The organism is Verrucomicrobiaceae bacterium, from assembly GCA_016713035.1.
Lineage (GTDB): Bacteria > Verrucomicrobiota > Verrucomicrobiia > Verrucomicrobiales > Verrucomicrobiaceae > Prosthecobacter.
The window spans coordinates 201,501-217,512 of sequence record JADJPW010000003.1 but is presented as its reverse complement, the minus strand read 5'-3'; the positions used below and the strand labels follow the sequence as shown (position 1 = coordinate 217,512).

At 58.6% G+C, this 16,012-nt stretch carries 12 protein-coding genes; 5 read left to right on the top strand and 7 right to left on the bottom strand.

The genetic code is table 11. The features are described from left to right. Positions 1 to 14 precede the first annotated feature (14 nt). Entirely contained in the window at positions 15 to 509 is a 495-nt protein-coding gene (gene coaD, locus IPK32_11915) for a pantetheine-phosphate adenylyltransferase (GenBank protein ID MBK8092656.1), read from the bottom strand. 123 nt (positions 510 to 632) lie between these two features. On the opposite strand from coaD, the gene IPK32_11910 reads away from it, so the two are divergent. The 4 genes from IPK32_11910 to IPK32_11895 all read left to right on the top strand — a co-directional run bounded on the left by IPK32_11910 (position 633) and on the right by IPK32_11895 (position 3,730). Further along, entirely contained in the window at positions 633 to 1,382 is a 750-nt protein-coding gene (locus IPK32_11910) for an RraA family protein (protein ID MBK8092655.1), read from the top strand. Between the two features lie 64 nt (positions 1,383 to 1,446). Beyond that, on the top strand, positions 1,447 to 1,866 hold the full coding sequence (locus IPK32_11905) for a hypothetical protein (GenBank protein ID MBK8092654.1): 420 nt from the start codon (positions 1,447 to 1,449) through the stop codon (positions 1,864 to 1,866). A 23-nt stretch (positions 1,867 to 1,889) separates the two neighbouring features. Next, positions 1,890 to 3,245, top strand: a complete 1,356-nt coding sequence (locus IPK32_11900; protein ID MBK8092653.1) for a PQQ-binding-like beta-propeller repeat protein — start codon at positions 1,890 to 1,892, stop codon at positions 3,243 to 3,245. Between the two features lie 221 nt (positions 3,246 to 3,466). Beyond that, positions 3,467 to 3,730 (top strand): hypothetical protein, encoded by a 264-nt coding sequence (locus IPK32_11895; GenBank protein MBK8092652.1) that lies wholly within the window; start codon positions 3,467 to 3,469, stop codon positions 3,728 to 3,730. An 84-nt stretch (positions 3,731 to 3,814) separates the two neighbouring features. Here IPK32_11895 and tgt read toward each other — a convergent pair whose 3' ends face one another. From tgt to IPK32_11880, 3 genes are all read right to left on the bottom strand, one after another. Next, on the bottom strand, positions 3,815 to 5,431 hold the full coding sequence (tgt, locus tag IPK32_11890) for a tRNA guanosine(34) transglycosylase Tgt (protein ID MBK8092651.1): 1,617 nt from the start codon (positions 5,429 to 5,431) through the stop codon (positions 3,815 to 3,817). 91 nt (positions 5,432 to 5,522) lie between these two features. After that, positions 5,523 to 9,170 (bottom strand): hypothetical protein, encoded by a 3,648-nt coding sequence (locus IPK32_11885; protein ID MBK8092650.1) that lies wholly within the window; start codon positions 9,168 to 9,170, stop codon positions 5,523 to 5,525. Between the two features lie 63 nt (positions 9,171 to 9,233). Next, complete coding sequence (locus IPK32_11880) at positions 9,234 to 10,271, bottom strand: methionine synthase (protein ID MBK8092649.1); 1,038 nt, start codon at positions 10,269 to 10,271, stop codon at positions 9,234 to 9,236. A 914-nt stretch (positions 10,272 to 11,185) separates the two neighbouring features. Between IPK32_11880 and IPK32_11875 the strand changes: the two genes are divergently transcribed. After that, entirely contained in the window at positions 11,186 to 12,955 is a 1,770-nt protein-coding gene (locus IPK32_11875) for a polyprenyl synthetase family protein (protein MBK8092648.1), read from the top strand. 84 nt (positions 12,956 to 13,039) lie between these two features. Here the strand turns inward: IPK32_11875 and IPK32_11870 are convergent, their stop codons facing one another. From IPK32_11870 to IPK32_11860, 3 genes are read right to left on the bottom strand one after another with little or no spacing between them, the layout of a single operon-like run. Further along, complete coding sequence (locus IPK32_11870) at positions 13,040 to 14,107, bottom strand: aminoglycoside phosphotransferase family protein (GenBank protein MBK8092647.1); 1,068 nt, start codon at positions 14,105 to 14,107, stop codon at positions 13,040 to 13,042. Continuing rightward, a complete protein-coding gene (locus IPK32_11865) occupies positions 14,104 to 15,057 on the bottom strand; it encodes a bile acid:sodium symporter family protein (GenBank protein ID MBK8092646.1) in 954 nt (317 codons plus the stop codon). Before IPK32_11865 ends, IPK32_11870 begins: the two co-directional genes overlap by 4 nt. A 27-nt stretch (positions 15,058 to 15,084) precedes the next feature. Then, complete coding sequence (locus IPK32_11860) at positions 15,085 to 15,990, bottom strand: tRNA-dihydrouridine synthase family protein (GenBank protein MBK8092645.1); 906 nt, start codon at positions 15,988 to 15,990, stop codon at positions 15,085 to 15,087. Between the last annotated feature and the right edge of the window lie 22 nt (positions 15,991 to 16,012).

Here is a 16,012-nt window from a genome sequence, read left to right as displayed (position 1 = left end):
GAAAAAGAGATCCATCATGAAGGCGTTAACTCAGCGCTATACTTGCTGCGCAGCGCAGAGACGACATTGGCAGGGGCAAAGGGCTCAATACCACCACCTAGGCGACCGATTTCTTTGACGAGGCGGCTGCTGATGTAGGTGAACTCCTCGCGGGGCATGAGGAACATGGTTTCCAGATTCGGCTCCAGCTTCCGGTTCATGAGTGCGAGCTGGAACTCGAACTCAAAGTCCGAAACGGCACGCAGACCACGCACCAGAGCGCAGGCACCCATTTTGCGGGCAAAATTCACCAGCAAGCCATCAAAGGGCATCACCTCGACATGCGGAATGTGTGCCGTAGCCTCACGAGTCAGCCCCACACGCTCCTCCACGCTAAAGAGGCTGTTTTTAGCATTATCACGAGCCACCGCGACGATCAGTCGGTCAAAGAGGCCAGCGGCACGCTGGATAACGTCGAGGTGGCCGTTGGTGATGGGATCAAAGCTGCCGGGATAAAGCGCGATTCTCATGGTGAGGGCCTGATTTTAGCGCGGCGGCAGGAAATGCAATGCGGGTATCACATTAGAAAAGCGCCATCGAACCCGCGACTCTGCGCAAAAGCCTCTCTAGCGACGTTTAATCCATCACTCCTCATGCCACATCTCAAGCACTCCGATCTCCTCCAGCTCAAACGCTGGAATACCCCCACCATCTACAACGGCTGGGAGCAGATCACGAAGAGGGACTCCGGCGCAGATGCCTTCAACATTGAGGAAACGCGTGATTTTATGCCGCAGATGGGGCCGATGATCGGCTACGCCGTCACCGTGGTCATCGAGCCCTCCAACAAAGCCCATCGTGAGGCCAATCCAAACGCCGGCAACGAATACCGCCGCTACATCGCCTCCGTGCCGGGTCCTAAAATCGTCATTGTGCAGGATCTCGATAAACCCGGCGTGATCGGCTCCTTTTGGGGTGAGGTGAATAGCAACATCCACCGCTCTCTCGGCTGCGTAGGCACCATCACCGACGGAGCGATCCGCGATGTCGATGAAATGACCAACGCAGGCTTCAAAGCACTCGCTCGCCGACTCTGCGTGGGGCATGCCCATGTGCATCCGGTGCGCTGGAATGTCGATGTGGAGGTCTTTGGGCGCAAAATCTCTCCAGGGGACCTCATCCATGCCGATAAGCACGGCTTTCTCGTCATCCCGCCGGAGGATCAGCCACGCCTGCTCGATGCGGCCCGCTTCATGGATAGCAACGAATGCGAGACCGTGATCCCCGCAGCTCGTAGCGCCACAGGCCAGAGCACAGACCAGATCATCACGCAGCTAGAGGCCTCCATCACCCAGTTCAGCGCCAATGTGAAAGCGAAATTCCGCCGCGAGGGCGAGTGGTGATGTCGCGATGCTTTTGACCGCATTACTTTTCAACAAAGACCCTCCAGCCAGTGACTATGCACCCATGAAAACGAGCCTTTTTCTGCTCCTCGGCCTATGTGCGGCCCTTTTGCCCTCCTGCTCCTCATCGAGCCCGGCTGGTGGTGCATCGAGTTTCCGGCTCACAGCCGCAGACCATGCACGGCACCGCGCTCGTGAGGAAAGGAAGGCGCAGGAGCTCGCCGCTAGCCAGGCTGCGACGGGTCAGACTGGCAGCCTCATGTATCAGTCGAACCAGAGTGGGCCATTTGGCAGCAGCAGCCAGAGTGGCATGGTGCGTGTGAATGGACCCATCGAGGCCTATCAGACCATCGGTGGCGCACCAGTCTATCCAGGTATGCCCGTTCCAGGGTATAACTACTATCCGCAGCCCATTTACGTCGGCGGCGGTGCACCAGGTGCGTATTGGGGACCCACGACAGTGCGGCGCACCGTTTCGCCATGAGCTCATCTTCGAGGTGATCCAGAATGAGGCGAAAGATTGCACCGCTCGTAGCCGTCCATTTGGCCCGCATGATCCGCCGCATCGCCTCACTCCTCACTCTCCTCTCGATCTCCAGCCTCGCCGCACATGGCGCAGTCACGACTCCGCTATTTTGGCCAACTAAATTTGGCCCTACTGGCGACAGCATCGTGCCCGCAGCAGATGCGGCGAAAATCCCCCTCGAATGGGACGGCAGTAGCGGGAAAAACATCCTCTGGCGCACGCCGCTGGAGGGGAAGGGGCACTCCACACCAGTCATCGGTGGGGATTTGATCTGGTTCACCGCTGCCACCGAGGACGGAAAGAAAATGTACGTCTATGGCATCGACCGGCATGACGGAAAGATCGTTCACCACATCCTACTCTTTGAAAATGCCCAGCCTGAGGAGCTAGGGAATCCCCTCAATAACTACGCGGCCCCATCACCCGTGCTCGAAGCAGACGCTCTCTACGTGCACTTCGGCACCTACGGCACTGCACGGATCGACCCCAGCACTGGTAAGACCGTCTGGCAGCGCCGCGACATCAATGCCCGCCACTTTCGCGGCCCTGGCTCATCACCCATCATCCATGGTGGCATGCTCGTGCTCACTTTTGATGGCATTGATACACAGTACGTCACCGCGCTGGATAAGGCCACTGGTAGCACCCTCTGGAAAACGCCACGCAGCACGGATTACGGTGATCTCGATAAAGAAGGCAAGCCCACCCGCGATGGCGACATGCGGAAGGCCTACCACACACCCGCAGTCTTTGACATCGGCGGCACGGAGGTGCTCGTCTCCATCGGATCACGCGCAGCTTTCGGTTATGATGTGAAAACGGGCAAAGAGCTCTGGACCGTGCGCCACACCGGCTTCAATGCCGCCATCCCACCCTATCGCATCGGCGACGTGCTCTTGCTGAATTCGGGTGCCGAGCGTGCTCACACCATCGGCATCCGTATCGACGCTAAAATGACAGGCGACATCACCGAGAGCCATCTGCTCTTTGATCGAGAAAAGCGCAACGCCAGTGAAGCCTGCCCCGTCCTACTCGGTGGCACATATTACCAGATCACACGCGGAGGCATTCTCTCTGCCATGGATGCCAAGACTGGCAAAGATCTGTGGGAAGACCGTCTCCAGGGCCGCTTCCTCCCCAGCCCCATCGCTCTCGGTGACAAGCTCCTCATCTGCAACGATCCCGGCCAGTGCTACTTCGTCAAAGCCAGCCCAGAGAAATTCGAGCTCACAGGTACCAATACACTGCCAGAGCTCATCACCTCCTCTCCCGTGGTTGCGGATGGTGCTCTCTTCATTCGCAGTGCAGGTGCACTATATAAAATCGGTAAAAAGTAAGGCATCAATCGTGATGCCCAGACGGGTCGTGGCCGAGTCAAGCAAGCATTTCCTCAAAATATTTCCGCCCTGGAGTACAAAATGCTTCTCAAAGACACAAAACCGTCGCAAAGCTGATTCTTTGTGCTAGTATAGCCGTCCCTATGGCTACCACGACTACTACCGCACCTGTACGCAAGACACGTTTCTCCCGTCGAGTCCCTGACCATGTTACTGATGAACTGGTCAATGTCCTTTCCAGCCAGGAAACCTACGAGTTCAACCAACTCTTCCGCCTTGTTTACGACAATCTGAAGCTCAAGAACGCTGTCAGCGGTGGTGAAGAAATGCTCCGTCTCCGTAGCTATGAAAAGCTGCAAAATCTCGTCAGCCGCGGCCTTTGCGCCAAAGTCGGCAAGACCTACCGCGGCCTCGAAGGCCTGCGTGAAGCCCATGAAGCCGCTATCGCAGCACGCAATGCCGCTGCTATCGCTGCACGCCGCTAATCCGCCGCTTCAAATAACGAAATCATTCATCACAGGCCGCCCCATCTGGGCGGCCTGTTTTGTTAGAGGTGGCTAAATCCTGCCTTACTCGGCCCGTAGCACAAAATCAGCCACTGGAGCCTCCGTAGCCCGCGATTTCAGCTCCCAGCTCAGCCCAGGCTTGAAGCGGGATTTCCAGTTGCCGCGCAGTAGCAGCGTATCGGCCGCTCCATGGCGTAAAAAGGGGAAATGCCGCTTCTGCGCCAGTGCGAGCCGCAGAGCGTCAAGGTCCTCCGCATGGCTGATGATGTGCATCGGGCGCAAATCATCGTTTTGGGCCTCTGCGAGTGCTTCATAGGCCAAGATCGCCGCTAGGGCCGCTGCACCGATGCCCAGCTCTGGATCGAGGACGACCAGGGGCTCACCCGCAGATAAGAGCATGTGTTTCAGTGGCTCCAAATCGAGTGTGCAAGTGCTGGCGAGCACCTCACCACTCACGCGGTGTCTCACCGTGCTCTCATGCAGTTCGTAGTGCCCCAGGCTGGTCGGCGGCTCGGTGCTGCGCTTTACGCGTTTCGGCGGGGAGACGGGGTTCTCCACGTCCTCCTCCTGCAAAATGGCCCGTTTTTGGGTATACAGAGCCGTGAAGCGATCTTCCAGGATGCTCTGCCGCACTTCCCGCATCAGCGCATGGTAGAAGTGGATATTATGCTGACCGATGAGCTGCCACCCCAGCGTCTCCTGCGTCTTGGTGAGGTGGTGCAGATAGGCCCGTGAGTGCGTGGCGCATACTGGACAGCCACAGGCCGCATCCAGCGGCACATCGGCGAATTTATAAACCGCACGCCGTAGCTCCACGATCCCGTGTGAGGTGAAGGCCGTCCCCCGTCGTGCCACCTGGGTGGGGATGATGCAGTCAAACATGTCCACACCGCGATGCACCGCCTCCAGCACATCCAGCGGAGTGCCCACGCCCATGAGGTAGCGCGGGCGGTCCTCTGGCAGCAGGGCCGCTGTCAGCTCACAGACGTCCTCGCGCTCGCTTTTCGCCTCCCCGACGGCGAGTCCACCGATCGCGAATCCATCGAATGGCATCTGCACCAGGCCTGCGGCACTCTCTTTCCTCAAATGCGGATACAGAGCCCCCTGCACGATCGCGAAGAGCGATTGAGGAGAGTCCTCCCGCGCGGCGAGGCTGCGTGCCGCCCAGCGCCGCGTCACTTGCAGTGCCTGGCGGGCTGTTTTTTCATCTGCTGTGCTGGGGATGCATTGATCGAGCACCATCATGATGTCACTGCCGATGCTGCGCTGCGTCTGGATGCTCAGTTCGGGGCTCAGCAGGATGCGGCGGTTATCCACGTAGCTTTGGAACACAGCGCCTTTCTCCGTCATGGAGCGAGAGTGCGGCAAGGAGAAGATCTGGTAGCCGCCGCTATCCGTCAGCACCGAGCCTGGCCACTGCATGAAGCGGTGGATGCCGCCCATTTTTTCAAAGACCTCTGGCCCAGGCCGCAGCAGTAGGTGGTAAGTATTTGCCAGCAGGATCTGGGAGCCAGAGGCATGCAGAGACTCCGGCGTCTGTGCCTTCACCGTCGCCTGCGTGCCTACAGGCATGAAGAGAGGCGTGCGCACCTCTCCATGCAGCGTGCGAAACGTCGCCGCACGCGAACGCGACCCGCTAGCGCGGGCTTCGAGTCGGAAATGCAGTCGTGAATCGGGCATGGGGCCCGCTTCATACTGCGACAGCCGCCCGTAGCAACTTCTCCCCGCTCAGATACCCTCTGCTAGTGCTGGGAAAGCTGTGCAAAAGAGCTCACGGCACGATCCGCACGCGATAGAAGTGCTTCACCGTGCCAGCGCTGGTGTCGTTGTAGCTACTTGTGGTCGTGGTGGCGGTGATTTCTGGGGAGACATCAGTCCAGCTCGCGCTCACCAGCGTGGCGCTGCGCTGGACGCGGTACTTTTTTCCGATCTCGCTGGCCCAGGTGACGGTGAAGTGGCCAGCAGCAGGCTGCGCGTGGCTGGTGATCTTGAAGGTGGAGCTACCAGAGAGCGGATTGGTGCCTGCGGCGTGCTCCGCTTCATTGCTCTGGCCATCGCCATCGTCATCAGCGGTCGGCGAGAGCAGTTTCACCGCCGTGGTGGCGCTGGCGGGATTCGGAGCGCCGCTGTCGGAGCTGGCGGAGGTGGATTCGACTCCAGTGGCGCTGACGGCTTTCAGTGTGGCGTAGTAGGTCTGCCCAGCGGTGCCGGTGAAGGTGTAGCTACTGCCGCTGACGCTCACGTTATTCGCGAGTTCGCTGCCGCCGGGTGTGGTGCCGATGCTGATGAGCCAACTGGTGATGTTGTCATGTGATCCGGCGTTGCTCGTCCAGGTGAAGGTGCCCTGCGTGCCGATCATGTAGTAGCTGCTGTTCGGGCTGCTACTAGGCGGCGGCGTGACATCGACGATTTTCAAATACTGCGCCAGCTCACCATCGGCGGTGATGGGATTGACCGTGCCCCCACCGAGGCCGACGTAGATGCCGTTGCTGTAAATATCCGCCCCAGTGCGAGCAGTGCCCCAGAGATTCGCCGAGGCATTGCTGCTAGCGAGATTGCGCACGTTGTATTGGCGTGCGCTGCTGTTTTGCAGCCCGAGCAGGTTCCAGAGCGGATCACCGACACCGCCACGGATGTCAAAGGTGCTGCTGGTGGCCAGGTGGGCTGCACCGTGCTCGAAAAGGTTCGTGAAGCAGAGCACCACGTCTTTGAAGGCAGGCGAGGCATTGGCTTGTTCATATTTCGCAATGGCGAAAATGTTGTCCGCAGGTGCTCCACCGCCGATTTTGAGGTCCAGATAGTATTGATTGAGGCTTTTGATGGCGGGGCTGTTCAGGCGGGCCCAGTTCACTCGGCCATACCATTGCGCGAGGCCTGTGTTGTTCGGAGGTGGTTGGGTCCAGAACTGCGCTTTGTTCCATTTTTTGAAGTGCGGGATGCGTTTGAAGAAATTCAGTTCGTGATCGGTTTCAAAGCCATCGTAGTGCCAGGTGCCGGAGCCGGTGTTGTAGTTCTGGATGCCCTGTTCCTGCCCGTAAAAGACCATCGGCAGGCCAGGGACGCTGCTGGCAAGGGCGTGGCGTGTGGCATTGAGCCAGGTGTCGTTATCGGGTAGGATTTCGTCATGGCCAGTGATGTTCAGCAGGATCGCTCCAGTGCGGTAATTGCTGCGGCGGGCCTCGTAGGCGCTTTGGAAGTCATTTTCCTTGTTCAGATGCGTGGCGGTGAAGCTGAAGACCATGTTTTCATTGAGGATGTCAAAGACGCGATTGCTGCGATAGCCCGGCTCGGCTCCGTCGAGTGTCTCCGCCATGAAAACGAAATTCCACTTCGCACAGCGGGTTTTGTTGATGATGTATTCCCACAGCGGATTGGGCAATCCTTGGCCGAAATCGCAGCGAAGGGCGTCGATGCCTTTGTTATCTGCTGCGAGGCGTGCGGCGGCGCTGCCGCTGGTGGAGTTGGAGAGCGTGTGGCCGCTTTGCTGAAGCCAATAGATCGGGTAGTAGCCGAACATCCGCCAAAGCTTGATCACGTCAGGACTCATGCTGTTCCAATCCATGAAGTCGTCTTCGTTTTTATGCGGCTCAGATCCGGGCGCATAACTCGGGAGGCGCCAAAGTGCGGAGTAGCGTCCGTAATACAGCTCTGCCGCGTCGTTCCACTTGGTGGGGAAGTCATTGCGATCCGGTGCCACCGCTTTGTCTTTGTCGCTGAGACTGGTGAAATACGTCGCTGGCTGCCCATAGTCACCCGTGCGGCTGTACCAATGTGCGGGGATGCTGGTGCCGGTGCTGCCAGTGAGGCCCAAATCGACTCCACCTTGGCCGTAGATGGCATCCCAGGCGGTGTGATTCGCCACGAAGTCGAGCATCACATTGATCGTGCCGACGCTGCCGCTGTAATCATCCGCTTTGGTGACAAAGGTCTGGAACTCGCTGAGTGCGGAGCTCTCGGTATTGGCACTGCCGAGGTAGGGATTCACCGCGAAGAAGTTCTTCGTCGCATAGGGGCTGCCGGGCTCGTAGGGCGCGGAGGTGGCGGGATCATTCTCCACACCGAGTCCGCCCGTGGGATGGATGGGCTGGAACCAGAGGCAATTCGTCTGGATCGAGTTGAAGTAGTCGAGCGAGAGCGGGTCTGTGCCATCGCTATCCCCATCGGCCGCGCCGAGCAGATCCACAAAGGTACTGCGACCGCCGGAGCTATTCGCCGTGGCCTCGATGGTGAGCGGATTGATCTCATAGAGCGTCATTTCGAGTGTCTTCTTTGGCGAGACGACCACGGCGTGATCGCGGTCGCCATAGTAGAACCACGGCCCTGTCGGCGTGAAGCGGTAGCGCACCGTCGCACGATAGGCCCCGGTCTTCGTCACGGGGATGGAGGTGCTCCAAGTCGATCCCGCAGCGGTCATCGCGTAGGCTTTGTAGTAATGCGAGTCGTTCTGGCCGCAGACATCGCGTGCAGGCGGCAGGATGCCATCGGCGATGCCGTCGCCATTGCTGTCAGCATCTGCTTTTTCACGGCGATTGAGATTGGTCACTAGCTCCACTTCCGTGGGGGCAGTGCCGGCATTGAAGGTAGCACTGACATTCAGCGGGTAGGATTCCCCCGCGATTTCGTCGATGAAAAACTTGGTGGTTTGATAAGGGCCACTGGCTGCATTGATGGTGAAGTCCGAGATACGCTGAATGCCGGTGATCGCGTAGTTTGCCCCGGAGTTGTTGTTCCAGGAAAGCGTGAGCGCATCTGTGGCGAAGCCGCTGTGGAATTTATCCGCTGTGGCAGTGCTGGTGAAGGCATACCAGGCGTAGTTTTTGCCGTCCTTGATGTCAGGGATGGTCGTCGTGGCGGTGCTGCCTGCCACGCTAGCCTGGATCACCTGCGAGTACTTCCAGGCGCTGTCCGTGTATCGCACATAGACCTTTTCCTCGGCGCTGGGCGTGCCGTTGAGATTGATCGTGATCAAACCCGTGCCCGCATTCCGCGAGACACTCGTGATGGCCACCGGGGCGCTGCTCATCTCCATCACGCTGATGAAGGTATTCGCGGGACCGGGGTCTTTGACAGTAAAGACGTAACGTTTGCTGTTAAGTGTGCCGCCACTGAGTTTCGCATCAGAATCGCCGACAGGCTGGTAATAGAGGATGGCGAGTTCGTTCTTCGGGAAGATGAGATTGCCGCCGTAGTCCTTGTTCCAGTCATTGCCGGTGACCATTTTGAAATTGTAATCGGAATCGGCAACTGGAGCCATCCACTCGAAGCGGAACCACTCCGTGCTGCCATCTGGGCCGGTGTATTTGTAGCTGTTTGTGGTGCCTAGGTCCCAGCCTTGACCGTCGCCGGGGAAATCGACTTCATTGGCATTCCAGGCAAAGGCAGAGCTGGCGATGAGCAAAAATGGAAGGAGGCGTATCACGCTGGAGAGGTAGAACAGGCCTTGGAGCCCGTCCTTTGGTCATCCGTTGAAATTCTGGCCGATTTAGAGCCCGAGTTCCTTCTTCACGATCTCCACACCCGCGCACATGCTGGCGAGCTTCTTTTTCGCGGCCCAGCGTGCGGTTTGAGAGAGGCCGCAGTCCGGGGCGAAGACCAGCTTGTCCGCTGGCGCATGCTTCAGGCAGGCGCGGACGGCATCAGCGACCTGCTCTGGGGTCTCGATGTGGTAGCTTTTCACGTCGATGATGCCCACGGCGACATCGTAGCGCTCGGACATCGGTTTGATGACCTCCAGCTCCGCGTATTCACGGTTCGCCATCTCGACGTGGACTTCGTCACAGTGCAGATCGAGGAAAGCGGGGAACAGAGGCGCGTATTTGCGCCAGCCGACGGGGTGGCCTTTGAAATTACCAAAGCAGAGATGCGTGCAGATGCGGGCCTTGCCGTAACCGCTGCTGACAGTGCGATTGAAGATGTCCACGAAGCGCCGCGTGTCCTCGCGGTAGCCGTAGCAGCTCATGCTCGGCTCATCCACGCAGATTTCCTCCGCACCCGCCGCGACGAGATCGGCGATCTCCTTGTTCACGATGGGCAAAAGCGCCTCCGTGATGGCGTAGCGGTCCTTGTAGCGATCATTTGGCAAAAGCCGCCCACTGAGCGTGTAAGGACCTGGAACGGAGACTTTGAGCCTTTTGCCCGTTTTTGCCGCGAGACGCTGCAAACGCTGAAATTCCTCCACCGCACCGAGGCCACGCGGAGCACGGAGTTCGCCGGAAATCTCGTGTTTGCCGCGCTGATCATGCGCAGGCGGCCCAAAGCGCCGCGGACTAGCCGGTTCGAGCGCGATGCCCTCGATGAAGCCGTAAAATGACAAATTGAAGTCAAAACGCGTCTGTTCGCCATCCGTGATGACATCCAGCCCAGCGGTGATTTGATCCTGGATCGCCACCTGCGCCGCATCGTCCTGCATTTCCGCGATGTCCGCCGTGCCGAAGCTGCCGAGATGCTGCGCAGAGAATTCCAGCCATCCCGGAAACGGATAACTGCCAATGACGGAGGTGCGGAGCGGTTGGTTTTTCATGGTGCCTACACGAAACGCCATGCAGGCCCGCTATGCCATCCAGGAGCCGCAAAGAACAACCGATGCGGCGGGAAGGTGCAATCTGTGGGGGCAATTGGCAGAGAGACAATTACTTCACTCGTTGGGGGTAATATTACCGCATACAAAGCTAAAACCTATTCATTTAGGTGGGTGTGATTTGTCTTGGGTTGATCGTAGCGGTGCAGTTCCAGCTCGAGAAATTTGGTCACGTCATCGACGATCCAGTGGATTGCGTGATGGGGAACCACTTTCATGCAAAGGTGGAGGCGCCGGTTCAGAAGAGGTGGGTGGAGGAGCTGTTTGGTGGGCCTCAGGGGGGGAGGAACGGCTGATGCGGCATCTGCGGGTGCTGTATAGCAAGGTGTTCGTGGAGCAGTTGCAGGAGGAGTGCGGCGAATTGCGAAAGCGTGGCTCTGAGGCGGTGGTGCAGCATCGGTTTGGGCTGCTCAAAAGGCGGTTTTGCGATGTGGCGGTGTTTTTGAAGGAGGTGAAGCAGAGATTTTCGCGGTGGTACAACAAGCGGCACAAGCTGAAGGGGACGCTATGGATGGATCGCTATCGGAGTGTGCTGGTGAATGGGGCGGGAAGGGAACCCGCTGCTGGAGATGGTTGCGTATATTGTGCTGTTTTCGGTGGGGCGGGAGGTGTCACCCTTTGGGGTGATGCGGAGCTGGCTAAAATGCAGTGCGCAGGCGTTTGCGGCGGTGAAGTCTGGTTTGACGGCTGGTTTATGCTCTTGGAGCGGAAAAATGTTTACCTAATGAACTGCGTCGGGTTGCCTCCTGGACAAAGATCGCATACTCCAGCGCAATCTCTGCAAGACCTGCTCTATCTGCGCCGGTTACACATTGTCCGAAAACCAGAATCCAAATCAGGTATCCCAATCACCCCCGATGTCCGTCCTCACTGTCCGTGCCGCCGCTCTGCCCCCGCCCATCCCTGGGCTGAACCGCGCCTTGCGTGCTCCGAAAAAGAACATCCCGCAGACCAAGCAGGAGCGTGATCATATTCTCGCTACCGTCCGCGCTTATGCGCAGGAGGTCGGCCTGGTCCCACCCATCCCGCTCGAAGAACTCAGCCAGCACACGGACAAAGTCATCGCCATCCACGGATTCGACAAAATCTACCGCGACTACATCGGCGTCCTCATGGCCAACGAAAGCTGGCGCGAGGCACTGGCCACCGTCCCTTTTGAAAAACGCCTGCTGCTGATGCCGAAATGCCTCCGGGTGGAGAGCAAATGCCCGGCTCCCTTTGATGAATTCGGTCTGCTCTGCAAGCAGTGCGGCCTGTGCAGCATCCAGGATTTCCAAAATGAGGCCGAAAAGTTAGGCTACGCCGTTCTCGTCGCCGAAGGCAGCGCTATCGTCATGTCCCTAATCCAAACTGGGAAAATCGAGGCCATCGTCGGTATCTCCTGCCTTCCGGTGCTGGAAAGAACCTTCCCCTACGTCGAAGCGGCTGCTATACCGGCCGTCGCGGTGCCTTTGCTCCAGGATGACTGCATCGACACCGTCGTCGATATCGACTGGGTCTGGGACTACATCCACCTCACTAGCGAAGACCAGACTCGCCGGCTCAATCTCAACTCCCTCCACGATGAGGTGAAGACGTGGTTCACCCGCGAAAGCATCGACGCACTCATGGGCAAACCCAGAGGCCACACCGAGGAGCTCGCTCGCGATTGGCTGGCCCGTGCGGGCAAGCGCTGGAGGCCGTTTTTGACCGTCGCCGCCTACCAGGCTCTCCGTGAAGACCCTGAAGGCCCCATCACCGATTCGATCAAAAAAGCAGCCATCGCCGTCGAGCTCTTTCACAAAGCCTCGCTTGTTCATGACGATATCGAGGACGATGATGCCCAGCGCTATGGCGAAACGACACTCCACACCGCTCACGGCATTCCTGTGGCCCTCAATATTGGCGATTTGCTCATCGGAGAAGGCTACCGACTCCTCGTCGAAAGTGATGCACCAGCGCATCTCCGCACAGCAGCCCTCCAGGCCGCTGCGGATGGTCAAAGAGAGCTCTGCATCGGCCAAGGAGCCGAGCTGCTATGGACACGTCACCCTGTCGCTCTCACCAGCCAGCAAGTCCTCGAAATCTTCCGCAGCAAAACCGCTCCTGCCTTTGAGGTGGCGCTCAAGGTCGGTGCGGCTCTGGCCGGTCGTCTCGATGAATGCGCTGACGCCTTGCACACCTACAGCGAAAACCTGGGCATCGCTTACCAAGTCCGTGACGACCTCGATGATCTGGGAGAAGACAGCGCCGCCGCCAATGAATGGAACATGCGTCCCAGCATCGTGCTCTCGCTCCTGCGTGAAAAAGGCAAAGGAGAGATCAAAGAGACCATGGAGGCTCTCTGGAACGGTCAACCCTGCACCAAGCCCACCAACGCCCAAATCCGCGAATGGGCCCAGTCCACCGGTGCCTACGAAAAGGCCACCACCTTGCTGGAAAGCTATAAAGAGGTCGCCATACGCTCCCTCCAAGATGTGGAGATTCCGAATCTCAAAGGCCTGCTGCGTCGCGTCATCGGAAAAATCTTCCATGAGCTGGAAATCAAAGGCTGGTGTCGAGAGTTCGAGCAAAAAAATCTCAACCCCGAACTCCGTGCTCAAGCTGCCAAGGCTGCCGAGCACCTCGTCCCGGTTGTGAACGCTTAAAGGACTGATCAAAAGCGCCGCGAGAGCCGCGGCTCCTGCCCCTTGTGGATGGGTGCGTCGATAGCATCCAGTCCCAGGGACGACTCATGCATCATCTGTGACTTCAGCATCCGTTCGCAGACCACGCAGAGCGAAATCGAGTCGCTGCAGCGTCATCTCCCGCAGGCCAGCACCGCCGGAACCTGCTGCGATGAGGAAAAAGCCCGCATCACGCTCAAAATAGCCTGCTCCCACGCGGATCACGGATTTCACCAACATATTGCGCAGCAGATGCAGCCAAAAGCGCCGCCGATACTCCGCTGGCAAAGCTAGACGTGCCTGGTAGCCCACAAATGCATGCCGCAAGAACTCCGCATCGTGAAAACAGGCCAGTAGAGAGAGGTCATCCATCGGATCGCCGCGAATCGCGTCATCGAAGTCAATGAAGGCTGCGATCTCGCTGCGTGTGCCCAGGATGTTCCAGAGGGCCAGATCCTTATGCACCAGGCAGCCAGCCTCCAGCCGCAGTAGTGACTCATGGACCGCGATTTCTGCTGCGATCTCCTTTGCCCGAGCATGCGTGAGGAATCCACGCTCGACCAAGAAGCCTAAATGCTGCTCCAGCCGCAGATGAAAGTAATCTGCATACACCGCATGGCAGCCTGTGAGCGATTCATCGAGTGGGCCGTAGCCACTACCCGTGATCTGCTGCCACTGCGCCACGGCCTCGCCGATGCCCGATGCGATGCGGGGCACATCCAGCACGCCTTGCTTATGCCAGTGATTGAGATCCGGCACGGAAAAGCGCTCCAGTGCCTGCCACGCGAAGGGCACCTGCTCACGGCTTGCATCACAGCCAAAAACACGCGGCACAGGCACGCCAGCCGCACGCACTCGCTCCATTACGCAGGACTCCACGGCCAAATGCGCATCTTTTTCTGGCCCGTTCTCCACACGGACAAAAAGCTCTCTGCCATCCACTGCGGCATTCCATGTCAGATGATTCCCTTGTCCTGCCCCTGGGCTCAAAAGGACCGATTGGGCCGCGAAGTGGCCTTTTAGAGCTGCGAGCAGTTGCGGCTCGATTTCTGCATCCTCCGCACCACGAGCCTGTGTGCCGTGAAAAGCCGCCGGGCGATCACATTTCCAGTAATAAATGTCCTTTCGGCTCATGGTGGGCTGAGAGGTGCTTTTTCATCTGGAATGCGGTTTTTCCACCACGCTGCCAGCAGGCCCCCGATGACGTTTTGCAGCACTCCGCTGAAAACAGCCGCCGCAGCGGCTAGCGGCATCGCGCCGAAATGCTCCCGTGCCAAGGAGGCCGCCATACCGCCATTTTGCATACCTACCTCGATACTCACGGTGCGTGCTACGGACTCAGGGTAGCGAAGCACACGCGGCAAAATGTAGCCCAATGCGAAACCAAAAAGGTGCAACAGCAGAGCTGCGAGCAATAAGCGGCCGAAATTCGCCGAGATCGCATCTGCGCTCGCCGCCACGATGCCACCACTCACCAGGACGAAGGCCAGCACCGCGATCGTAGGCCCACAGGCACCGATCTGATCCGCCATGCGCGGGGTTTTCCAGCGGATCAGCACCCCCAGCACGACGGGAGCCACCGTGAGCTGAAAGGCCGAGATGCACAGTTCCCACGCATTTACCGGCACGTATTTCCCTGCCAGCAGACTCGTCCACATCGGTGTGAAAAAGAAAGCCAGGAGAGTCGAAGCCATCGTCAGCACGACTGAGAGGGCTACATTCGCCCGTGCTAGATAGCTGATCATATTCGATGCCATGCCGCCTGGGCAACTTGCTACGAGGATGATGCCCACAGCCAGCCCCGGCTCCAGTCGCAGCGCCGTGGCCACCAGCCAGCCACAAAAGGGCATGACCGTGTATTGAGCCACAAAACCCAGCACCACACTCCCTGGCATGCGACCGATCATTTTAAAGTCATCCAAACTCAGCGTCAGGCCCATCCCCAGCATGGATGCCGCCAGCGACCAAAAGATCCACGGCTTATCAAACCAACTCATCGTCCAAGGCCAGAAGAAAACGATCACGGCCAGCGTCACCAGCCAGACCGGATAGAGATTGTTAAACCAGGAGAAAAAGCGCTTCATAGAGTAAGTTGTATGGGATGGCTGAAATCAAAAATAGTGGGCACACACATCCATCACACCAGCACGCGTCGTGCAACGGCGCATGGCATGTAGAAAGGCCTCAGCATCACGCACCACGGGGCCAAAAAAATTCAGGTGTTTCTTCACGCGGTTCACCTGATCGAGCTCACGCGTCGCAGGCATCGTGACCGTTTCGTAGAGCTCCTCCACATAGGCCAAGCGCTCTGCCGCTGTGCGTGGGGGAGGCGTTTCACCACGAATCCGGGCACGGATACGCTCAAAGAGCCACGGGTCACAGATCGCGCCGCGCCCGATCATGAGTCCGCGCACTCCTGTCTGAGAGAGGACGGCCTCGGCAGCCTCTGGAGTGCTGATATTGCCATTGGCCAGCACGGGACGCCCCAGGGCTGCATTTGCCGCAGCGATCAGATCATAGCGCACGCCATCGCGATACATCTGCGTCACGGTGCGGCCATGGATCGTCACCAGATCGACACCATGCTTGATGAAGAGTGGGATCAGTGCATCGAGCGTCTCCGTGTCATCAAAGCCGAGTCGAGTTTTGACCGTGAATTTGACTTCCACGGCATCCCGCAGAGCGGCCAGGATGCCCTCGATGCGTGGCACATCACGCAGCAGGCCACCGCCTGCACATTTGCGATAAACAACCGGAGCAGGGCAGCCCAGATTCAGGTCGATACCGGCTACGGCGTGGCGTTGTAGCTCCTTCGCATTGCGCACCAAGCTGGGGATGTCGTTGCCGATCATCTGCGCCACCACCGGTCGCCCGGTCGGATTTTCCGTGACCGATGCCAGGATGTCTTTTTCCAAATGGGAGTCCGGGTGGACGCGAAAATACGCGGTGTAATACACATCCGCCCCGCCATAACGCGTGATCAGCCGCCAGAAGGGCAAATCGGTGACATCCTGCATCGGTGCCAGTGCCAGCAGTGGC